The following is a 20,542-nucleotide window of genomic DNA, read 5'->3' on the forward strand; positions in this document are numbered from 1 at the left end:
ATCACAGCAGAGCCAGCCTATCTGGCGCGCTTCACCTCCTGCAATCAGGTCATCAGCTATCAGCGCCGGTTTATGAATGCGGCCAACGGCGCACAATAAAAATCAGAATAAGAAATGAGGTCATGAAATGAGTTATGTAAACATGGAAAAAATATTGAAGGATGCCCGGAAAGGCGGGTACGCCGTGGGCGCCTTCAACATTGTCAATCAAATGACGGCAAAGGCAGCCGTAGAGGCCGCCGAAGAGCTCGAGTGCCCGATCATTCTTCAGACCTCGGTTAAGACCGTCAAGCAGTTTGGAATTGCAGAAATGATGCAGTTCTTAAGACCCATTGTGGAAAACGCCAAGGTCGACGTGGCAGTGCATCTGGACCATTCGACCGATGTTGACTTTACCATCGCTTGTATTGACGGCGGGTGGAGCTCTGTTATGTATGACGGCTCAAAGCTGCCCTTGATGGAAAATATCGCCAACACCAGAAAAATCGTAGAGACAGCCCATGCCAAAGATGTCACTGTCGAGGGTGAGCTCGGCGCCATTGTGGGCGTGGAGGACGATATTGTCGTGGACGAAGACCAGAGCGCTCTGGCCAACCCGGAGGACTGCAGGGTTTATCTTGACGAGACAAAAATCGATGCCTTTGCCCCGGCCATCGGAACCGCCCACGGCGTTTATAAGGGCGAGGTAAAAATTGATTACGACCTTTTTGAGAACATCAACAGCTTTTCATCCTGCCCTCTGGTGCTGCACGGCGGTACTGGCCTGAGCACCGGCACCTTTAAGCGGCTGATCGCTCTGGGGGCGGCCAAGGTCAATATTTCAACAGCCATCAAGATCGCTTACTGCGGTGCTATGAGAGATTACACAAAACTGCGTCCTGACGAAAACGATCCGCTGAAGCTCGATGCTTTTGTAAAAGAAAAAGTCAAAGAGGTCGTGCGAAACCACATCACGCTGTTCAGCTTATTAGAAGATTAGGAAGTGAGCATATGGACTACAAACCAAATTATCTCTGTGATCTGCACAGCCACACTACCCGCTCCGACGGCAACGATACCCCGAAGGAATTTCTGGATACCGCGGCGGCGCTGGGCATGAAGGTGGTTGCCATTACAGACCATGACGTGCTGCCGCCGGAAAAGATTGAGGTAGGCGGACTCATGGTTGATGTGGAGCGCTACGCTGAGAAAAAGGGCATGAAGGTTTTAAAGGGAATTGAGTTCTCCTGTGAAACAGAAGTGGAGGATGTACACCTGGTGGCCTTTGGCTGTGATTACTCGAGCCCTGAAATTCTGGCCATGAACCGGATCATCGTTCAGAGTAAGATTGACTCCTACCGGAGACTGACCGAGCTGCTGACCGAGAAAGGGTTTCCCATCAGCTGGGAGGAAGTGCTGAATTATAACGATATTCCGAGAAAGCCCGAGGATGTACAGAAAAAAATCATCTTTAACCTCATGGCCGAAAAGGGCTATACCGAAACCTGGAGCGACGCCAAGCTGATGATCCGAAATACGCCGGAATACAGTGTGAAGCGTGAAAAACCAGACCCCCTGGCCATCATTGATATCGTACACCGCGCGGGAGGGATTGTGATCCTGGCGCACCCCTACCTCATTGATGAAAGGGTTAAGACAAAATCCCTGGAATGCTCAAGAGCAGAATACATCGACCGCCTGATCAAGGGCGGGCTGGACGGCATCGAGGCCTCTTACACCTATGATAAAACAACCTACAATGGCCCGCTGACAAAGGAAGAAATCATCGAGCAGGTGCGCAGGGACTACAGCGGAAGAGTAGCGATCATTTCTGGCGGCTCAGACTATCACGCGGACTATAAGAAGTCCAGCAAAAAAGTCCGGAACATCGGTGAATGCGGCATTACGCCAGAATATTTTCACAGCAACGCGCTGTTGTCCAGATTGTAGGTGAGCAAATGGGAAAACATTATGATTTGATTATTTTTGACCTGGATGGCACACTGGTCGACTCCGCGGCTGATATTGTAGCCACGGTCCAGTACATCATCGAGAAGTATGGCTTTGAACCCAGGTCCGACACCTTTATCCGGGGCTGTATCGGCGGCGGAGCCCGCAATGTTCTGCTGAAGAGCCTCGGAGAGGATAAGGAGGCTTTAATCGACCGTGAAATCCTTCCTTTGTTTAAAGCTTATTATGAGGAAAACTGCGCTGTGTATACGGATTTGTATCCCGGCGTCAAGGACGTATTGGGGCATTACCGGAAAATGGGCAGGCCCATGGCTCTGGCAACCTATAAGATCAGAAGCGCCACAGAAAAAATCATGAAAACCCTGGCCTTTGACGAGTATTTTGACTATCTGGTGACCGCGGACGATGTTGAAAACCCAAAGCCTCACCCGGAATGTATAAAGAAAATACTCGCGCATTACCAGATGCGGCCCGAACAGGCTGTGCTGGTGGGCGACACCAAGACCGATTTTATGACAGGACATAACGCAGAGGTGGATGTGTGCGCAGTGACCTACGGGTATGGCAGCAGTGAAGTGCTGAGAGACCTGGGGCCGGCTTATATGGTGGATGGAATTGATGAAATAAAGGAACTGCTCCTTTAAAAATAAAAATTCAGGAGGAAAACGATGGTTGATTTATCGAAAATGGATAAGTGGTCGCTGGGAAAGTGCTTTGACCATTCCGTACTGCCCAAGGATACAACTGAAGAGGATATTCGCAGGGGCTGTCAGGAAGCAAAAGCCTATAACTGCGCAGCGTTTTATTCGGCCTCACCCTATTGGACGCCTGTGGTAAAGGAAGAGCTTGAGGGAACAGACATTCATATCGCGACAGGCCTGGATTTTCCCTTTGGCGCGTCAACGGTAAAGATGAAGGGGCTTGAGACCGAGGAGGCAGTCCGGCTCGGTTGTACAGCGCTGGATATGGTTATGAATATCGGCGCGCTTAAGGATAAGAACTACAAAGAGGTAAAGGCTGGACTGGACGCTTTCGTGAAAGCCGCTGAGGGAAACCTGACCAAATGTATTATGGATGTTAATTTCCTGACAGACGATGAAATTGTCGCAGGGTGTAACCTGATTGCCGAAGCGGGAATTGATTATGCGAAGACCTCGACCGGGCAGTTTGAAGGGCCGTCGATGGACCAGTTTTTACTCATGAAGCGAACACTAAAGGACGCGGATATTAAGCTGAAGGTTGCCGGAGTCAAATTTCCGAGACCGCAGAATGCCTACGCGTTTTTACTGGCAGGGGCAGATCTGATTGGAACCCGGGCAGCTGTGGCGATCATCGAGGCTCTGGACCAGATGCGTGAGATCGGCATTGTGCCGCCGCTTCAAAAATAAAGCAAGTGGATTCAACAGAATATACCAGGAGATAAAAATGATTGATTTAAAAAAATTGACCAAATGGGACGCCGGAAAACTGTTTGATTACGCGATTCTGCCAAAGGACACGAATGAGGAAGCCATCCGAAAGGGATGCCGGGAAGCAAAAGCCTATAACTGCGCGGCTTTCTATTCCTCCTCGCCCTACTGGACACCGGTGGTGGTGGAAGAGCTGGGCGATACAGACGTCAATATTGCGACCGGAATCAGCTTTCCCTTTGGGTCGCAGCCCTCAGCCGTAAAAGCGATGGAAACAGAGCTGGCTGTAAAAGCAGGCTGCACGTGCCTGGATATGGTCATCAATATCGGCGCATTAAAGGACAAAAAATACGATGTGGTGAAACAGGAGCTCGTCGATTTTAAGAATGCCGCTCAGGGCCGTATGACAAAAGGGATTCTGGATGTTGCCTTTCTGACGGACGATGAGATAAAGGCGGGGTGTGAGCTCATAAAGGAAGCCGGGCTTGACTACGCCAAATCGGCCACCGGGCAGTTTGAAGGGCCTACCATGGAGCAGGTTCTGATCATGAAGGAGACGATCGCAGACTCCAGCGTTAAGCTGAAGGTTTCGGGCGTGAAGTTCCCAAGACCACAGAACGCCTGGGCATTTATCATGGCCGGTGCCGAGCTCATCGGGACACGGTCCGCACCTGAGATCATTAACGCCATGGATCAGATGCGTGAGATTGGGTTACTGCCGCCTTATGAAGGATAAGGCAGCTGCTATACAAATTAAGGGATTACAGGACAAGGAGTAAAAAATGATTGATTTTTCAAAGATGACAAAAAAGGATGTTGGTAAATGTTTCGATTATTTCATTGGCCCAAAAGACACAACAGAGGCCATTATCCGCAAAGAGTGCAAAACAGCCATTGAATACAATGTGAAGGCTTTTTGTTTTTCCTCTTCTGTTTGGTCGTCTGTTGTCGCGGAAGAGCTCAAGGGCACCGATATTTTAGTAGGTGCAGGGATTGGCTTTCCCTTTGGGCAGCAGACCAGCGCGGTAAAATGCTTTGAAACAGAAGAAGCCGTAAGAATGGGCGCGACCGTTCTGGACAATGTCATGAACGTCGGCCTCATGAAGGATAAAAAATATGACCAGATTCTTCAGGAATTCAAGGACTATAAAAAGGCAGCAGGTCCGGCCATCACCAAAATGATCCTGGAAGTATGTATGCTGACCGATGAAGAAATCCGAATCGGCTGCGAGCTCATCGCCGAAGCTGGACTGGACTGGGCCAAATCATCAACAGGGCAGTGGGAAGGCCCAACGATGGAGCAGGTACGTCTTATGGCAAAGACCCTGGAAGGCAGCGACACAAAGGTAAAGGTATCCGGTGTTAAGTTCCCGAGGGCACAAAACGCTTACTGCTTCTTAATGGGCGGTGCAGAATTGATCGGTACCCGCCAGGCGCCGCAGATCATTGATTCCTTAGACATGATGCGCGAAATCGGCGTTGTTCCAAAATACGAAGGTTAAATTTAAAAATAATAACAAAGCAAAGGAGTAAGAGATGGTTGATTTATCAAAAATGACGAAACGTGACATGGGGAAGCTGATTGATTTTTCTGTTTTGGGAAAAGACTCAACAGAAGAGGATATCCGCAGAGGCTGCCGGACAGCGATTGAGTACAATTGTAAGGCCTTTTGTTTTTCCTCGTCCTACTGGACACCGGTGGTTGCAGAAGAACTGAAGGGAACAGACCTGCTGGTCGGTGCGGGAATCGGTTTTCCTTTCGGACAGCAGAGCAGCGCGGTAAAATGCTTTGAAGCAGAAGAAGCCGTTCGCTTAGGCGCCACTGTTTTAGACAACTGCATGAATGTCGGCGACTTTAAAGAAGGCAAATATGATAAGGTTTTACAGGAATTTAAGGACTATAAAAAAGCTGCGGGCCCGGCGATGACCAAAATGATCATTGAAACCTGCATGCTGACCAAGGAAGAAATTGTAACCGCTACCAAGCTGGTGGCCGAAGCCGGAATCGACTGGGTTAAGACCTCGACAGGACAGTACGCCGGACCAAGCGTTTCGGACGTTATCTTAATGGTAGACGCCCTTGAAGGCTCTGACACGAAGGTTAAGGTCGCAGGGGTCAAGGCGCCGCGCCCGCAGAATGCCTTTGCCTTTATTTTAGCCGGAGCAGAGCTGATCGGAACACAGGGCGGCAAGGAAATCTTAGACGGTGTTGATGATTTACGGAAAATTGGAATGATCCCCGCATACCAGGGATAAAACAAAAACATAAGGCTGAAATCAGAGTTGGGGGACTTTGATGAGGAATTTAATGGTTTAAATTAAAATTAATTTATAGAGGAGAAACAAAATGGGAAAATATTTAGTTGGTATGGACGCCGGAACAACCGGCTGTAAAGTATGCGTTTTTGACCTTGAAGGAAACCTTATCGGGAGCGATTACCGGGAATACCCATGCTATTATCCGCACGAAGGCTGGGTAGAACAGATTCCGGAGGACATGACACCAGCGCTGTTCAAAACCTGCAAGGAAGCCATCCGCAAGGCTCAGGTAGATCCAAAGGATATTCTGGCTGTGGGCCTTTCTTCCCAGGGGTCTGTCATCGGCCTTTTAGATGAAAATGGCGAATTGATCCGTCCCTTTGTAGGCTGGCAGGATCTGCGGGGCAGCGAGGAAGAAATCAAATGGATTACCAATCAGATTCCAAGAGAAGAATACTACCAGCTGACAGGGGACCCGCTGGGAATGTGCTTCAGTATCGCGAAGCTTGTATGGCTTAAACACCATGAACCGGAAAACTGGAACAAAACAGCCATGTTCTCCACACATCAGGATTACTTCCTCAAACAGCTTGGCGCAGACGGCTACTATACAGACTTTTCATCCGCAAGCCGTGAAGGGATGATGGACATCAACAACAAATGCTGGTCGCCCCGCATGCATGAAATGCTGGGGATTCCATTGGAAAAAAGAGCGGAGCTGGTAGATGAACCGGGCAAAGTTGTCGGCCATATTCCAAAAGATGTCGCTGAATTAACCGGTCTGGCCGAAGGCACACCGATTTGTATCGGGGCGCATGACCAGAACTGTAACACCTTTGGCTCAGGCGGCGTTGACGACGGAACCGCTGTTGTGGTCATGGGAACCTTTGGCTCATGCTTTATCGTAAGTGATGAACCCATCCGTGATCCCAAGGGCAGACTGGTCGTTAAGGGAAACCACGGCGTCGGCAATTATACCATCGAGGCCTTTTCCAATACATCCGCTTCAAGCTACCGCTGGTACCGGGATACCTTCTGTGATATTGAAAAGTTCTCGGCGGACCTGGTTAAAACAGACCCCTATGAGCTCATCAACGCACAGATCGCCGATGTACCGCCAGGAGCAAACGGCATAACCTTCCTGCCTTACCTGCAGGGGGCTTCAGGCTCAAAGATCAATGATAAAGCGCGCGGTGTTTTCATCGGAATGTCCCTTGGAACGAAAAAAGCCGACATGGCGAGAGCCGTCATGGAAGGCATCAGCTTTGAAGTTTATGATATTATCAACGCCGAGCTGGAAGCCGGAATCAATATCAACGCAATCCGCCTGACTGGCGGGGCCGCCAAGTCACCGATGTGGTGCCAGATGCTGGCCGATATCTTCAAGCTGCCGATTCAGCTGTTAAGCGCAAGCGAAACAGGCTGTCTGGGTGCGGCCCTGTATGCGGGCATTGGGGTTGACGCTTATAAAGACTGCCGGGACGCGGCCGAAAAGGCGGTTAAGCTGACAGAAGTTTACGAACCGAATCCGGAAAAATTCGCGGCATATGATAAAGCTTATCAGCGTTTTATCAATGTTTATAACGCCCTGGACAACCGTATATTCTAATAAAAAACATATACGCACTGGCCAGGTTAATACTGGCCAGTCTTTTATTTGGAGGAAAAAATGGATACGCAGAACCTCGGTTTTAATATTTATGAAAGGCATGATTTTGACTGTGAATGCGGGCGGCACCACAAGATGCCGATTGGAGAAGTCGTCATTGATTCGGGGGCGGCCAGAAAGCTGCCCCACTACGTCAAGGCGCTTCAGCTTGGCAAAAAAGGAATCCTCATAACCGACGAGATCATATTTGAGTCCATTGGCAGAGAAATCTACGCGCAGTGGCAGGAGCAGGGGCTTGAGATCGAATGCTATGTGCTTGAGGGACGGATACGCCCGGATGAGCACACCGTTGGAAATGTGATCTGCAATACGCCCTTTGACGCCGATTATATCGTATCCTTGGGAGGCGGAACGGTAACCGATGTGGTCCGTTATGCGGCAACGCGCCTGAAACTGGCGTGTGTGTCCATTCCATCGGCCATGACAATGGACGGCTTTTTTACCAATATGTCCATTATCATTGTGAATGGGCTGCAGGTGACCTATTACCTCAATTACCCCAGCTTGATTCTGGCCGATTCCGACATCATCGCCAAAGCCCCAAGCGTCATGAATGCCGCCGGTGTGGGTGAGGTGATCTCTAAAATAAGCGCGGGCATGGACTGGTATGCGGGAAAACTGATTAAGGATATCTACTATTGCGACCGGGTAGAGGCCATGATGGGCGAGTGTATTGCCGAGGGCACGGCAGAGGCGACAATCGAGGGCATTGTGCCCGGAGACAGAAAAGCCATCGAAAAGCTGACAGACGCCCTGTATAAGAGCGCTGTGGCCATGGCGTGGTATGATTCATCACCCTGCGGCTCCGGCGCAGAGCATCAGCTGAACCATTTCTGGATCAAATGCCAGGACGAAAAGGGTATGCCGCAGTCAATGCACGGCCAGGAGGTTGGCGTCGGGGCTGTGATCAACACCATGATCTGGGAAGAAATAATGGCCATTGATTTTGAGCGCTTCGATGTTGAGCAGGCAGTGGAAAAGACCTGGGACAAAGCCCAATGGGAAAAGGAAATACGGGCAGTATACGGTGATGGAGCAGACAGTATTCTGGCGTTGCAGGCAGAAAACCATTCCTTTGATAAAAGCGTGCGGCGCAGCGAAATCGAAAAGATCATCGAGCACCGGGAAGCATTGGCCAGACGGTTTGAGACAATGCCCTCCTCCGAAGCCCTTGCAGAAAAATTAAAAAAAGTGGGCGGCCCCTGGCATCCCAGACAGCTGCAGATCGATAAGGATGAGCTGGTAAAAAGCCTTTATTATGCAAAGGAGACACGCAGCGGGCGTTACAATGCGCTGTGGATGGCTGAGGCCCTCGGCATTATGGAAGATGTTTCGAGTAAAATAATAGAAAAACTGGAATTCTAAGGCCGTTCCAGTTTAAAACGAAAAAATCGGAAGGTTTACGTTATAACAAAGTGGTTTACGATATTGAAAAAGCGTTGAACATTATGGTATGATATAGACACACACTTTCAGGAGGATTAAAGATGAATAGTATTGAAAGAAATAATCCAAAGCCACTTTATGTTCAGTTGGAAGAACTGATCCGAAATAATATAGATACTGGCATTTGGAAACCACAAACCGCAATCCCCTCTGAAAGCGAGCTGAGCAAAGAGTATGATTTGAGCCGTATGACCATTCGGACAGCCTGCCAGAATCTGGTTCAGGAGGGCGTGCTCTACCGTGTCCCGGGTAAGGGTACCTTTGTATCGGAGCCAAAGATTATGACAGAATCCCTGGCGTACATGGGCTTTCGGGAGCAGCTCGAGCGTATGGGCTATGAGACCACCACAAAGCTGCTGGACTCTGCGATTATCCAGGCCTCCGGCAGTGTGTCGAGAAAGCTGCGGATCCCGGAGGCGGCGCCAGTCATGCTGATTGAGCGCATGCGTTATCTGAAGGGGCGGCCGATCAGCCTGCATTACTCTTATATCCCGGTGCAGCTGTGTGAGGGGATTGAAAAGCACGACCTTGTGGACGAGCAGCTCTGTATTATTCTTGAGAAAGAATACCAGCTTCTGCCAACACGTATCCAGGAGACCCTGGAATCTGTCAAGGCGTCCAAGAAAGAATCCCAGCTGTTCCGTGTGGAGGAGAGCTATCCCCTGCTGATTCTTGAGGATATTCTTTTTGCACAGGACGATATGCCTTACGAGTATTCAAAGGTGGTCTTCCGCGGCGATAAAATCAAACTAAAATATGAATTTCATAATTTATAAACGAGGTGAGACCAGCAGCTTCAAAAGCCTTACATAACCTGAATATTCTGCAATAGCAGGGCTTTCAGGCTTGAAGCGCTGGTCTTTTTATTTTGGATATTGTGAACCACCGACTGATAAGCGTAAACATAGATATCAGGAGGAAATCAAATGTCAGATAATTGTAAAATACAGGCTGAGTACATTCAGTTTTTAAAGGCATTAATCGAGATGCCGTCGCTTTCCGGAGAAGAAGGCAGGATCGCCGGATTTGTGCAGCAGGCCCTGGAGCAAATCGGGGTTACGCCGCAGGTCGATGAGGCGGGCAACGTTTATGGTGAAATCGCCTGCGGAGAGGGCCCGTCAGTGCTGCTGAACGGACATCTCGATGTGGTGCCCGGGGGGAATCTGGAGGCGTGGAAGCCCTACAGCCCTTTTAAAGCCGCTGTGGAGGGGGATGTGCTCATCGGAAGGGGAGCCAGCGACCTGAAAGCAGGACTGGCCGCCCAGTTTTTTGCATTTAAGCGGATTAAGCAGGCCCTGGATGCAGGCGCGTCTCTAAAGGGCAGGGTCATTTTTTCAGCGGTGGTTCATGAAGAAGCAGCGGAGATGCTGGGAATGCAGTACCTCATCGACCACACCTTAGCCGGTGAAAAGATCGACCTCTGTATTTTATGTGAGCCGAGCTCAGGAAAAATAGCGCTGGGACACCGGGGAAAGGTGGAGCTTGTGGTTAAGACAATGGGAAAAACCGCCCATTCTTCCCAGCCAAAGCAGGGCATCAACGCCCTTGAAAAAATGCTGCCGGTGATGCGCTACATTTTCGAGGAAATGCCCGAAACGCTCAAGGGTCACCCCGTTCTGGGCGATAATTCGGTTACCATAACCGATTGTATTGTGCGTCCGGGCGCCCAGAGCATTATCCCTGACGAATGTGAAATATCCATTGACCGGCGTTACTCGCCGGACGAGACGCTGGAGGATGTGGTGCGTCAGCTTAAGGTCGTGCTTGACGGCTTTGCGGAAAAAGACCCGGCGTTTCAGGCAGAGGTCTATCCGCGCGCGTATTGCGAAAAGACCTACACAGGTTATACCTGCGAGGTAAATAAATACCATCCGCCCTGGGCCACAGATCAGCAGATACCCATTGTGAAAAAAGCCCTGGACGCTCTGGAGAGCGCCGGTCAGAAACCGGAATGCTTTTACTGGAAGTTCGGCACAGACGGCGGCTATACGGCAGGCCTCCGGGGCATCCCGACCATTGGCTATTCCCATGCCGAAGAGAAATGGGCGCACCAGCCTAAAGAGCAGGTCAGCATTTCACAGATGATGAAAACCATTCAGGGGACAGAGGCCATGCTGGCAGCTGTACTCGATTTAAAAAAGGAAGTATAGAATCGCGTAAAAAAACCAGCCCTTGAGCTGGTTTTTTATGGTGTATAGTTAATCCCGGCCTTTCGCGCCTGGGAATGCTGGTCTTTGCGCCTGATCCGGTAGAGCTTATGGTCCTTTATCAGCCGGGCGCCGGTCTGCTGGAAATGAAAGGCCACCCCGGCGTCGACACACTGCCTGTGCAGGCTCAGGATCCAGTCATAATGGCATACCCGGGCGTTGAGTCCGGATTCTCCGCCAACGGTTACCTGGCACACCCAGGAGGGATCGAGCCAGGGGGTAAGGTCGATGGGGCCGAGCAGAGGCGAGCATACAATGCTTTTGTAACGGATGGGGGCTGCTTTAAACAGCGGCAGGCGGTAGTCTGTCATGGCCTGGTTTTCAACCGTACAGCAGATATGGACATTGGGGTAGCCGCTGCCCCAGTCCTCGGGGATGCACTCGGCAAAGCGGTGGATACGCTTTGTAATAAATAAGAAGCTTAAATCTGATCGCTCCCGCATCATCGCCCAGACCTCCGGCCGCCAGGCGTCGGCCGCGTCCAGAAAAAAGTCGGAGGTAAAGCAGGTATACACCATTTCGCCAGGCGGTACCTTCCAGCTGCCGTCCCGCTTTTTCTTCAGCAGCAGATCGAAACAGGCGTTTTTGGATACCTGCTGGCTGTTGCGGTCGTATCGCTCATCCATGCGGTAGACGTAGCAGTTCTGACACCCTGTGCTTATTTTCTGGCAGCCGTGCCAGGGATTCCAGGTGATCGACATAAGGGATTCCTCCTAAAATAATAAAAGGCGTTCCGTTTTGGAACGCCACAGGCGTTTTAAACGCCTCAATCGTATTAATAGACAATGACGGGAGTGCCGTCCTCGACACCATTATAAATGGCCTGAGCAGCTGCGTAGGGTGTGTTGACACAGCCGTGGGAGCCGCTGTTTACATAAATGCTGCCGCCGAAATCCGTCCGCCAGGAGGCGTCGTGAATACCGATGTCGCCAGCGTAGGGCATCCAGAAGGTAACCGGAGAGGCATAACCCTCGCCCTTTAAGGTGACATTCATCGCCTTATAATCAAGGCCGTAAACGCCGCTTGGTGTGGCGAAGCCTCCGCTCAGGCTGCCTGTAACAACCGGGGTGCCGACGACCAGGCTGCCGTTCTTATAGAACCACATGTATTGTCCGCCGAGGCTGATTTCCACATAGGTATTGCCGTAGTCCGGTGAGCCGTGGCTTGCGGCAGTCTGCGCGTAAACGGGTTCCCGGGTGACAGGCTGTCCGGCCTGGATAATCGGGATAAGGGCAGCGACCTCTTCGTCCTGGTCGATCAGCCAGCCGTAATCGCCGGAGGAAATGCTGACACTGCCGCCGCCGCTTGTCTGAAAGCTGCGCGTAATACCATAGGTATCGTACTTGTCGGACAGGTTTGCCACATAGGTGGTCATAAGGTCCTGGTTGAACTGGACGTCCATATTGTCGTCCACTGCCAGCCAGGTATTGATGGTGTTTTTATCCAGCACCTCTGTGGCGTCGCCAAAGGTATAGGTGACCGTGGCGTTCAGGTATTTGTTCATGGTGTCCATGGCCTCTTTAACTTTAGCGGACTCCTTAGTAAAGGAAGGCTTTTTATAGCAGTCGGCCGCTTCCAGATCCAGCTCAGTATCACCGGATAAGATAGCGTTTTTCACGGCTTCCTTGAGCTTGGCAGGATCCAGCTCGTTGCCGGTAACCTCAGGCTCGATGGCGTAGCTCGCGCCGTTAAATTTAGGATAGGCATTGGCGACCTTGACGACCTCGGCGCCGGATACGGCCTGAAGCTGGTTCAGGGCGCTGATGAGCTGGGCCTCGTCATAGCTGAAGGTTGCCTCCAGATCCTGACGGCCCGATGGAAGCAGTGACATCGGCCAGGTAAAAGCATTCTGGTCGTTTAGCATCTGGGAAATCTTGCCATCCGAAATGTAGCGCATGTTGACCTGATCCGCGGCAATGGTTTCGGTTTTTTCGCCGCGTTCTTTTAACGTTAAGGTGTGTGTGGCCGCGTTCTGCTGCATTTCTTCATCGACCTGGGCCGCAGTCTTTCCAGTGACGTTAAAGCCGTTCATGGTGGTGTTAAAATAAAAGCGGGTGCTGAAGTAAAAGCTTAAGCCAAGGTAAATGGCCAGAATAACGGCGGCACCAATGCCGATGCCAATCCAGACCTTTTTATGGCCTTTCTTTTCAGGCATATCCGGCGGCTCCCCGCCATCGCCTGAATCCTTGACCGTGGTGTCATCATCGTCGTCAAAGCTGAGAACCTCGCCGACATCAGGACCGGCATTTTCCGTCTCGCCCTCCGGCGGCTCCGGGGGATCAATGATGGTTTCCGCTTCTGCCTCCGGCGCTGCGGGCTCATCAATTATCACCTCATCCTCCGGGGGGACAGGACGCTCAAACAGAGAGGCGTTCTCAATTGCCTGCTCTTCGCGGGTACGCTCCTCGCGCTGATCTTGTAAATTCTTTTCATCCATAAGATTAAATCCTCTTTTTTTGCAGTATATAGTTGATTTTATCATTTTTTTGGGTAAAGGTAAATCTTTAATTTGTGAATATTAAGCCCTTCCCGAAACTTTAAGAATTATTTTATCCCCAGGTCTGGTTGACAGCCTGGCTTTGGGAAACGTATAATAAATACGCCTGAAACTTATAACGCTGTATCTTTGGAGGTAAGCAAATCATGCTTGAATTTTTTATAAAGCCCGTAGCGTCTGACGGCGGTATCACCTATCTGCCGACAACCGCGGGATACGCTGTGCTCATCGGTCTGATGGCAGTGGTGCTGGTGACCGCCTCGCTGGCTGCCGGGAAAACCGAACACCGTCAGATCAGTACCCGGCATCTGACCTTCTGCGCGGCGGCCATTGCGCTGGCAGTGGTGGCATCGAACATTAAAATCTTCCATTTGCCCACCGGCGGCTCTGTGACGCTGTTCAGCATGCTTTTCATTACGTTGACGGGCTATTGGTACGGCCCCAAAACAGGAATTCTGGCGGCCATCGCCTACGGTATTCTGCAGATGGTGATCGACCCCTTTATCTTATACCCCCTTCAGGTGCTGGTCGATTATGTGCTCGCCTTTGGTGCGCTGGGCTTATCCGGTTTCTTCAGCCAGTCGAAGCACGGGCTGATAAAGGGATACCTGGCCGGAATCTGCGGCCGCTACGTGTTCGCGGTGCTGTCCGGCTGGCTGTTTTTCGGCTCCATGGCCTGGGAGGGATGGGGTGCGCTGCCGTACTCAATGGTGTACAACGCGGTCTATATTTTCTCGGAGGGCGCGCTGACAATGATTCTGCTGGCTGTTCCATCGGTATCGAAGGGACTGGCCCGTGTGCGGGAGATTGCGGAAATTTAAAACGGATAATCTTGCTTAAGGCAGGATACCGCCGCAAAAAGAGAAAGAAATCACCACCCAGGCTGTGAAAACTCGTCACAGCTGCACTGTCCAGCGTCAAGCGTGTGGACAGTACCATTACTGGTGTAGCAGTAAAACAAAAGAGGCTTCAAAAAAATAAAACACGCCGTGTGAGCGTGTTTTATTTTTTTGATATCTATCGGTTTTTAGGCTGAGGGCTTACAGCTCGGCTTCTTCCTTGCCAAGCTTTTTCCGCTCAACCAGGCGGCCCATAAAGAAAGCCAGAATACCAACGCCAATCCCGGTCTGAAGGCAGAAAATCAGAGATTCTACCTCGCCAGGCAGTTCACCGTTGATCATGGTCTCAAGCACAGGGGTGAACCAGGGCTCGTATTCGCCGCCCTGAATTTCTTCAATCATTGTGCTGCCCGCGTCGTCAGAACCGCCAAATTCAGCGCCCTGAAGGGCAAAAAGTGGTACGACCACCAGTAAAGCCACAATCACCAGGAGAACGATCACTAATTTTTTGTTTTTGCTCATTTTACACTTCCTCCGATGCTAAGAAGCCAATGGATTTGAGTTCCGGGCTTGCGTAGGTTTCTAAAGCGATAACGATAATAACCGTTAAAATCCCTTCGATGATGGCCAGCGGCAGCTGAGTCGGGGCAAAGACACCCAGGAATTTTACAGCCGATGCGGCCACACCGCCCTGTTCAGAAGGATAAGCCAAAGCCAGCTGGAAACTGGTAATACAGTAGGTGAACAAATCCCCAAGCGCGGCGGCAAGAAAAACGCCAACCTTGCGGTTAACCTTCAGCTTCTGGCAGAGCTTGTAGATGCCAAAAGACACAAAGGGGCCGGCAATGGCCATTGAAAAGGTGTTTGCGCCAAGGGTGGTTAAGCCGCCGTGCGCCAGCAGGATGGCCTGGAATAATAAGACGATGATGCCAAGAATACTGACCGCGCTTGGTCCAAATAAGATGGCCCCAAGACCTGTACCCGTCATGTGGGAACAACTGCCTGTTACAGAAGGGATCTTGAGTGATGAAATAACGAAAATGAAAGCGCCAGCCATGGCCAGAAGCGTAATGGATCTTCTGTTGCCCGTCAGGGTTTTCTTAATTGAGAAAAACCCGGCAGCTAAAAAGGGAATACAGATAACGCCCCATGCAATGCAGTACCCCACAGGAAGATAGCCCTCCATAATATGCATTGCGTTTGCGGCGGGTACAATCCCGAATACAAGCGCCCACGCGCCCAGCAGTGTGACAAACTTTCTTTGGTTCTTTGTCATTTTTACCTCCTCCAAAAATGAATTTTACCGGGCTACGATTCAATCAACAGGACAGCAGGGCGAAAAAAAACCGCTTACCAGACGGATAAGCAGTGAAAGTACGAAATAACGAATCCTAAAACCTTATAATTTCGTCCTGACACTCAGTTATCTCCTCGTAACCAAATGTATTGCAGTTTTAATGATCAGCATCCTGACTTGACTTGCGTCTCACAGTGGCGGGACCGTTTGGGATTTACACCCAATTATGCTTTAACCATCGTTTGTGATGGAAACCATTAAAGTGCGCCGGTGTACCGGCTACGCTTTTAATTATAGCACCTTGTTCCATAATGTCAATAAGAAAAGTTGAATTTTTTTAAAAAAGAGCAGAAATAATTATACACATACCCCCTATATGTATTTTGAGCGTTCAAGTTAAGAGTATAAGAAAAAAATATGGATAATCTTAAATGCTTTTTGATTATTTGACAAAATCGTAAAAATAAACTACAATAGGTTCTGAAATTGACTTTCAAAACTTTTTATATATAATTAATGCGTTAAAATAAATATAAGAAACAAAACAGCCGTTTGAAGAATAAAACCATTATATGGAAATAAAAGAAACATTTCGGAAGTTTTATTGTTTTGACTTATGAAAAGTTCCTGCCGCAAGGATAAGAGCAATGCGGCTGAAAGTCCAGTCAGAAGAAGAAATTTTGGAGGAAACAGATGAGTGAGAGCGCAAAACGTATCGAGGCTTTTTCAAAAAAAGACCTGCCAAAGACAAATATCAAACGTGTCAATATTCCGGAAGGCTTTGAACGGATTGGCGTAAACGCGTTTAAAAACCTGACAAAGCTGAAGGAGGTTAGAATCGCAGAATCCGTGAAGGAGATATGCGGTCATGCCTTCGAGGGATGCACCATGCTTTCCGCCGTCAGTCTGCCCTCAAGCCTGAAGCTTTTGGGAGAGGCCGCCTTTATGGAGTGCCGCCGAATACAGTCGCTTGAAATACCCGGGGGCGTCCAGTCCATCAAGGACCGCACCTTTAAATTCTGCCGCGGCCTGGAAAGCATCACCCTGCCGGACAGGCTTGCCCGGATCGGCGAGAATGCTTTTTACAACTGTGATAAGCTGGCGCGCATCGAGCTGCCAGATACCATCGAAAGACTGCCCTTCAGAACCTTTTACATGTGCAAAAGCCTGGAATCCATCCGGTTTTCGCAAAATCTAAAATATATCGGTAAAGAAGCCTTTGTGAATTGCAGCTTTCAGCAGCTGGAGCTGCCCGAGAGCCTGGAAGTTATTGAAGAATCCGGATTTTTGAAATGCAAGAAGCTCACAGCCCTTAAGCTGCCCAAAAACGTTAAGACCATTGGAAAATGGGCGTTTCATGGCTGCCCCAACCTCAAGAAGGTTGAGATAAGGCACGATCCCGATGAAGTGGGCGAGTGGATCTTTAACCGGAACGATGTGACCGTATATTGCTACGAGGGCTCCAAAATAGACGTCTATTGCAGGCAGTACGATTATAAGGTCCACTATATCCAGCCGGATTTTCGATGTAATTCTTGACAAAAAGCATTTGAAAAGCTATGATGAAAACAATTAAATAAAGATTTTATCCTGTGTAATGGGAAAAGGGTGGGAGACCCTTGCTGTAATCGCAGCTGTAATACAAAAAGCCAGTCCGGAAACCACTGCCAGTGCGGCGGGAAGGGGATGTGGATGATATTGTAAAGCCAGAAGACCAGCACAGAGATATGTTTTAAACTCCGATTTAGAGTGACAAGACAATTCCAGAGCCCTCCTTAGACGGCCGCTGTTTTCCTTCTCTGAATCCGAGGAGGTTTTTTAATTGCGAAGCAAAAAAGGAGAGAACCGCTATGGCGATAAATCTGGAAGCACCGGAAGGAAAAAAGGAACGGACCAAAAAGGGGAAACAGACCCATGAAAACATCCTGCACCAGGCCAAGGAGCTGTTTTATACCCGCGGCTATAACAATACCGGAATGACAGACATAGCTGCCAACGCCCAGGTGGGCCTCGGCACCCTGACCTATTACTTTAACCGAAAAGAGGACATTGTCGACGAGATCATCAACACCTATTTTATGCGGCTCTATGATTTTGTGGGCGAAAACTCAGATAAGGCAAAGCTGCAGTATGTTAAGTACTGTACGGCCATGATTCTTTTTTACACCGGCATTGTGGAAGACCCTCATGTCATGAAATTCTATTACGAAATCACACTTCGGGACTGCAATAAAATAAAGCGCCTGATGGTTTTAAAGCTGTTCAGCCGATCCGCTTTAGAGTATTTTAATAAAACCTATACCGAGGAAGACATGGAGGCCTATACACTGGCTTTTTACGGCGCCCAAAAAGAAATTTTCATCCGATACTACGAGCGAGAGCTGCCCTTCAAGGCTAAAAAGCTGGTAAAATCAATCGTGTACCACATGTTCCGGCTCCTCGATGTTGATAATGATACGTTAAAAAACAGCATGAAAGACGGCTTTGTTTTTCTCGGTGCTTATCGGAATACACTGCCCCAGATATTATAAGATGAGGGTAAAAAAGTAATAGTTCCTTAATTGCGAATCGCACCCTCCAGCGAAGATCTTTAAAAATAAAAAACGCTGAAACAGCCCGGAAAATGGTACTTTTAGCAACTGTATTTAAAAAAAATCAAAAATAGAGGTTGCAAAAAATAAATTATAATGCTAGAATAAGGCTTGTAAACGAGATGACAACAAATTGTATCAATTGCAGCTATTCTTTAAAGAACGACTCGTTTGCATAATTTAATAACAACTGTAATGAATTGCCGCATGATAATCATTCTGGTTATATGCAGCTAGGGTGTTTTTGAGAGTTTCTCAAGACGCCTGAGGGAAGTAGGTGTGAATCCTAGTACAGAGCCGCTATCGTGATGCTTGCCGGAAACCACTGGTAAAGACGAGTCGGAAACCTGTTTGTTACAGTCTTGATGTAAGTAATCCTCGTCACTAGGGTTATTCATCGAAAACATAGACGCTCTACGGCTATTCTGGGGCTTCTATCACAGATATTCATAATCAAAAATATTGTACCGATCAAAACAGCAATGGTTTTGGTGGCGTATGGTTTATTTGAATTGGATTTCTATGATAGGAGCCCCTTTTTGTATACAAAATTTTTGAGAAGGAACAGAGAGGAGGCCATATCATGGCCAAAACAAAAACCATTACCATCGAGTGTCCGAAGTGCCGCGAAGCCTTTGAGGTTAAAGGATATGAAACCATAAACGCCAGTCTGGATGAGGAGCTGAAGGCAAAGCTCATTAAGACAGAGCTGTTCAGGCACACCTGTCCAGCGTGCGGTGCGATTTTTTCAGAGCCCTATTCGTTAAAATATCAGGACATGGAAAAAGAATACATGGTGATCCTGGATATGGGCGGTGTTGATACAGCGGCGGCAGCGGAGGAGGTTCTGGAGATGTTTCCCAATTACCGGCTCCGCATTGTGAAGGATGTGATGGACCTTCTGGAAAAGATTCATATTTTTGAGTCCAACCTGAATGATAAGATCATCACCTATCTGGATCATAAGATATACGAGGACGTATCCGCAAAGCTGAGGGCTGAAAACTCGCCCATCGCCATTGACAAGGTGCTGTTTGGCAGTTTTGAGTTTCAGAAGAAAAAAGTGGTGTTCGGGGCGATCAACAACGCTGGAAAGCAGATTTTTATCGATACTCCCTTTGCCGACTACAAAGCCCTGGCCAATTCGCCGAGGCTGGTGCCCTGCTTTAAGGAAAAAGAGGGCGAGTACGTGATTGATAAAGCCTGGGCGGAAGCGCTGGCGTAGCAAGGTTTACAATGCTTGCTCCATAGTGGAGCACAGCAGAAAGATAGATGGTAATATTTCAAAAATATTATGCTGTGAGAATGGGAAAGGAGTGAGCTTTATCGAAGAAGGTAAAAGTGTGAAGGAGGCACCTGCCCGCCGTTAAAAGGGCAGGAAAAAGGACCGCTGGAAGGCCTAATTTCCAAACGGTCCCATGAAGTCTGATATTTCCTATAGACTTCATAATTATATCTCATTTACGGCCCTTGGGCAATCCCTTTAAGAAAAGCCCGATTCAAAAACAAAAAAATAAATTTTAAAGGAGATTTTAATTATGGCATTTGCAAAATCAGCAAAAAGAGGTTTAGCACTTTTAGGTTCAGCAGCAATGATGGTAGGATTTGCAGCTCCGACATTCGCAGCGGAAGTACAGGCAGCAGACGCTTCAACAAACACTTATTATGTACAGGTGGACCAAAATCTGCTGGGCACCATTAAGGGCAGCAGCAACTATGGCGTGATCTACGGACCGACCAAGGTAACCGCAGCTCAGGTACAGACTGCAACGGGTGTAGCACCAGCAGACCAGACTGTACTGGATGTATTGAAAACAGCTTGCGGCGCAGACAATGTTATTTCTGGCAGCTGGGGCGCTTCCGGCAGCTTTTTGACAGGCTTTAATAAAGCAGGGTTAAAGAAACCAGCTTCCATTAGTCAAGCTGAATATATTAGTAAAGGTTTTGCCACCACCAGCAATGTTGGCGTAATGTTCAGCAATGTTAATGCAGGCGCAAAGAATTCCTTAAGCACAGCTGAATATGCGGGCACCGGCGGATGGATGTTCACGGTCAATAATGAGTCGGCTCCAAAAGTTTCACCATATTATTACTCAGTAGATGATAAGGTAGCGGATACCAGCAAGGGTTATGGTGACAAAGCGGTTATCCGTTTTGAATACTCCTTAAGCGGCGGCGCAGACATTGGCATTTCTGACAGCTATGTACCACAGTCCTTAAACCCTGACGGTTCCTTCAACTGGAATGACACAGCGGTTATCTCCAAGGATATCGTACAGCGTGTTGATTTAACCCAGTCGATCAGAGACGCGGCCAACGCTCAGTAAGCAGCTTGTGAAACAGAAGCAAAGAGAGAAATAAGTTTTCTCTCTTTGCTT

20 protein-coding genes and 2 riboswitches are annotated in these 20,542 nt (G+C 48.9%); of the genes, 16 read left to right on the forward strand and 4 right to left on the reverse strand.

The genetic code is table 11. From position 1 onward, the window contains the following. The first annotated feature begins 127 nt into the window (after positions 1-127). From I2B62_RS19610 to I2B62_RS19660, 11 genes are all read left to right on the forward strand, one after another. Entirely contained in the window at positions 128-979 is an 852-nt protein-coding gene (locus I2B62_RS19610) for a class II fructose-bisphosphate aldolase (RefSeq protein ID WP_195270719.1), read from the forward strand. Positions 980-990: 11 nt separating this feature from the next. After that, positions 991-1,929, forward strand: a complete 939-nt coding sequence (locus tag I2B62_RS19615; protein ID WP_195270720.1) for a PHP domain-containing protein — start codon at positions 991-993, stop codon at positions 1,927-1,929. An 8-nt stretch (positions 1,930-1,937) separates the two neighbouring features. After that, positions 1,938-2,594, forward strand: coding sequence for an HAD-IA family hydrolase (locus tag I2B62_RS19620; RefSeq protein WP_195270721.1), 657 nt, complete (start codon positions 1,938-1,940; stop codon positions 2,592-2,594). Positions 2,595-2,618: 24 nt separating this feature from the next. Next, positions 2,619-3,338: a deoxyribose-phosphate aldolase gene (gene deoC / locus I2B62_RS19625; RefSeq protein WP_195270722.1), complete on the forward strand. Its 720-nt coding sequence runs from the start codon at positions 2,619-2,621 to the stop codon at positions 3,336-3,338. 37 nt (positions 3,339-3,375) lie between these two features. Further along, positions 3,376-4,095 carry a deoxyribose-phosphate aldolase gene (gene deoC, locus I2B62_RS19630; protein WP_195270723.1) on the forward strand — a complete coding sequence of 240 codons (720 nt, stop codon included), beginning with the start codon at positions 3,376-3,378 and terminating at the stop codon, positions 4,093-4,095. Positions 4,096-4,141: 46 nt separating this feature from the next. Further along, positions 4,142-4,861, forward strand: coding sequence for a deoxyribose-phosphate aldolase (deoC, locus tag I2B62_RS19635; RefSeq protein ID WP_195270724.1), 720 nt, complete (start codon positions 4,142-4,144; stop codon positions 4,859-4,861). Positions 4,862-4,895: 34 nt separating this feature from the next. Further along, positions 4,896-5,615 (forward strand): deoxyribose-phosphate aldolase, encoded by a 720-nt coding sequence (gene deoC / locus I2B62_RS19640; RefSeq protein ID WP_195270725.1) that lies wholly within the window; start codon positions 4,896-4,898, stop codon positions 5,613-5,615. A gap of 91 nt (positions 5,616-5,706) precedes the next feature. Next, positions 5,707-7,227: an FGGY family carbohydrate kinase gene (locus I2B62_RS19645; RefSeq protein WP_195270726.1), complete on the forward strand. Its 1,521-nt coding sequence runs from the start codon at positions 5,707-5,709 to the stop codon at positions 7,225-7,227. A 60-nt stretch (positions 7,228-7,287) separates the two neighbouring features. After that, positions 7,288-8,652, forward strand: coding sequence for a sn-glycerol-1-phosphate dehydrogenase (locus tag I2B62_RS19650; RefSeq protein WP_195270727.1), 1,365 nt, complete (start codon positions 7,288-7,290; stop codon positions 8,650-8,652). A 122-nt stretch (positions 8,653-8,774) separates the two neighbouring features. Then, positions 8,775-9,509 carry a GntR family transcriptional regulator gene (locus I2B62_RS19655; protein ID WP_195270728.1) on the forward strand — a complete coding sequence of 245 codons (735 nt, stop codon included), beginning with the start codon at positions 8,775-8,777 and terminating at the stop codon, positions 9,507-9,509. Between the two features lie 150 nt (positions 9,510-9,659). After that, positions 9,660-10,883: a M20/M25/M40 family metallo-hydrolase gene (locus tag I2B62_RS19660; protein WP_195270729.1), complete on the forward strand. Its 1,224-nt coding sequence runs from the start codon at positions 9,660-9,662 to the stop codon at positions 10,881-10,883. 35 nt (positions 10,884-10,918) lie between these two features. Here the strand turns inward: I2B62_RS19660 and I2B62_RS19665 are convergent, their stop codons facing one another. Together I2B62_RS19665 and I2B62_RS19670 are read right to left on the reverse strand one after the other, a co-directional pair. After that, positions 10,919-11,641, reverse strand: a complete 723-nt coding sequence (locus I2B62_RS19665) for a DUF5131 family protein (protein ID WP_195270730.1) — start codon at positions 11,639-11,641, stop codon at positions 10,919-10,921. A 74-nt stretch (positions 11,642-11,715) separates the two neighbouring features. Next, a complete protein-coding gene (locus I2B62_RS19670; protein WP_195270731.1) occupies positions 11,716-13,377 on the reverse strand; it encodes a L,D-transpeptidase family protein in 1,662 nt (553 codons plus the stop codon). A 206-nt stretch (positions 13,378-13,583) separates the two neighbouring features. On the opposite strand from I2B62_RS19670, the gene I2B62_RS19675 reads away from it, so the two are divergent. Next, complete coding sequence (locus tag I2B62_RS19675) at positions 13,584-14,258, forward strand: energy-coupled thiamine transporter ThiT (protein WP_195270732.1); 675 nt, start codon at positions 13,584-13,586, stop codon at positions 14,256-14,258. Between the two features lie 219 nt (positions 14,259-14,477). Here I2B62_RS19675 and I2B62_RS19680 read toward each other — a convergent pair whose 3' ends face one another. Together I2B62_RS19680 and I2B62_RS19685 are read right to left on the reverse strand one after the other, a co-directional pair. After that, positions 14,478-14,798 carry an energy-coupling factor ABC transporter substrate-binding protein gene (locus I2B62_RS19680; RefSeq protein ID WP_013382165.1) on the reverse strand — a complete coding sequence of 107 codons (321 nt, stop codon included), beginning with the start codon at positions 14,796-14,798 and terminating at the stop codon, positions 14,478-14,480. A gap of 1 nt (position 14,799) precedes the next feature. Then, positions 14,800-15,552: an energy-coupling factor ABC transporter permease gene (locus tag I2B62_RS19685; RefSeq protein WP_195270733.1), complete on the reverse strand. Its 753-nt coding sequence runs from the start codon at positions 15,550-15,552 to the stop codon at positions 14,800-14,802. Between the two features lie 165 nt (positions 15,553-15,717). Beyond that, positions 15,718-15,847, reverse strand: a riboswitch (cobalamin riboswitch). A 419-nt stretch (positions 15,848-16,266) separates the two neighbouring features. On the opposite strand from I2B62_RS19685, the gene I2B62_RS19690 reads away from it, so the two are divergent. The 4 genes from I2B62_RS19690 (at position 16,267) to I2B62_RS19705 (ending at position 20,491) form a co-directional block, all read left to right on the forward strand. Further along, a complete protein-coding gene (locus I2B62_RS19690; RefSeq protein WP_195270734.1) occupies positions 16,267-17,112 on the forward strand; it encodes a leucine-rich repeat domain-containing protein in 846 nt (281 codons plus the stop codon). Positions 17,113-17,148: 36 nt separating this feature from the next. Next, positions 17,149-17,311: riboswitch (cobalamin riboswitch) on the forward strand. A gap of 112 nt (positions 17,312-17,423) precedes the next feature. Then, entirely contained in the window at positions 17,424-18,104 is a 681-nt protein-coding gene (locus I2B62_RS19695; RefSeq protein ID WP_195270735.1) for a TetR/AcrR family transcriptional regulator, read from the forward strand. A 643-nt stretch (positions 18,105-18,747) separates the two neighbouring features. Further along, positions 18,748-19,389 carry a CpXC domain-containing protein gene (locus tag I2B62_RS19700; protein ID WP_195270736.1) on the forward strand — a complete coding sequence of 214 codons (642 nt, stop codon included), beginning with the start codon at positions 18,748-18,750 and terminating at the stop codon, positions 19,387-19,389. A 313-nt stretch (positions 19,390-19,702) separates the two neighbouring features. Then, the gene (locus I2B62_RS19705) at positions 19,703-20,491 is read left to right on the forward strand and encodes a hypothetical protein (RefSeq protein ID WP_195270737.1); all 789 of its coding nucleotides are present in this window, start codon (positions 19,703-19,705) and stop codon (positions 20,489-20,491) included. The last annotated feature ends 51 nt before the right edge of the window (positions 20,492-20,542 follow it).

It is taken from the genome of Eubacterium sp. 1001713B170207_170306_E7 (assembly GCF_015547515.1).
Classification (GTDB): Bacteria; Bacillota; Clostridia; order Eubacteriales; family Eubacteriaceae; genus Eubacterium.

What these genes read in the sequence shown, in the direction of transcription:
- I2B62_RS19610 (WP_195270719.1), top strand. Translation starts at nt 128, where the DNA reads ATGAGTTATGTAAACATGGAAAAAATATTGAAGGATGCCCGGAAAGGC.
- I2B62_RS19615 (WP_195270720.1), top strand. Translation starts at nt 991, where the DNA reads ATGGACTACAAACCAAATTATCTCTGTGATCTGCACAGCCACACTACC.
- I2B62_RS19620 (WP_195270721.1), top strand. Translation starts at nt 1,938, where the DNA reads ATGGGAAAACATTATGATTTGATTATTTTTGACCTGGATGGCACACTG.
- deoC (WP_195270722.1), top strand. Translation starts at nt 2,619, where the DNA reads ATGGTTGATTTATCGAAAATGGATAAGTGGTCGCTGGGAAAGTGCTTT.
- deoC (WP_195270723.1), top strand. Translation starts at nt 3,376, where the DNA reads ATGATTGATTTAAAAAAATTGACCAAATGGGACGCCGGAAAACTGTTT.
- deoC (WP_195270724.1), top strand. Translation starts at nt 4,142, where the DNA reads ATGATTGATTTTTCAAAGATGACAAAAAAGGATGTTGGTAAATGTTTC.
- deoC (WP_195270725.1), top strand. Translation starts at nt 4,896, where the DNA reads ATGGTTGATTTATCAAAAATGACGAAACGTGACATGGGGAAGCTGATT.
- I2B62_RS19645 (WP_195270726.1), top strand. Translation starts at nt 5,707, where the DNA reads ATGGGAAAATATTTAGTTGGTATGGACGCCGGAACAACCGGCTGTAAA.
- I2B62_RS19650 (WP_195270727.1), top strand. Translation starts at nt 7,288, where the DNA reads ATGGATACGCAGAACCTCGGTTTTAATATTTATGAAAGGCATGATTTT.
- I2B62_RS19655 (WP_195270728.1), top strand. Translation starts at nt 8,775, where the DNA reads ATGAATAGTATTGAAAGAAATAATCCAAAGCCACTTTATGTTCAGTTG.
- I2B62_RS19660 (WP_195270729.1), top strand. Translation starts at nt 9,660, where the DNA reads ATGTCAGATAATTGTAAAATACAGGCTGAGTACATTCAGTTTTTAAAG.
- I2B62_RS19665 (WP_195270730.1), bottom strand. Translation starts at nt 11,641, where the DNA reads ATGTCGATCACCTGGAATCCCTGGCACGGCTGCCAGAAAATAAGCACA.
- I2B62_RS19670 (WP_195270731.1), bottom strand. Translation starts at nt 13,377, where the DNA reads ATGGATGAAAAGAATTTACAAGATCAGCGCGAGGAGCGTACCCGCGAA.
- I2B62_RS19675 (WP_195270732.1), top strand. Translation starts at nt 13,584, where the DNA reads ATGCTTGAATTTTTTATAAAGCCCGTAGCGTCTGACGGCGGTATCACC.
- I2B62_RS19680 (WP_013382165.1), bottom strand. Translation starts at nt 14,798, where the DNA reads ATGAGCAAAAACAAAAAATTAGTGATCGTTCTCCTGGTGATTGTGGCT.
- I2B62_RS19685 (WP_195270733.1), bottom strand. Translation starts at nt 15,552, where the DNA reads ATGACAAAGAACCAAAGAAAGTTTGTCACACTGCTGGGCGCGTGGGCG.
- I2B62_RS19690 (WP_195270734.1), top strand. Translation starts at nt 16,267, where the DNA reads ATGAGTGAGAGCGCAAAACGTATCGAGGCTTTTTCAAAAAAAGACCTG.
- I2B62_RS19695 (WP_195270735.1), top strand. Translation starts at nt 17,424, where the DNA reads ATGGCGATAAATCTGGAAGCACCGGAAGGAAAAAAGGAACGGACCAAA.
- I2B62_RS19700 (WP_195270736.1), top strand. Translation starts at nt 18,748, where the DNA reads ATGGCCAAAACAAAAACCATTACCATCGAGTGTCCGAAGTGCCGCGAA.
- I2B62_RS19705 (WP_195270737.1), top strand. Translation starts at nt 19,703, where the DNA reads ATGGCATTTGCAAAATCAGCAAAAAGAGGTTTAGCACTTTTAGGTTCA.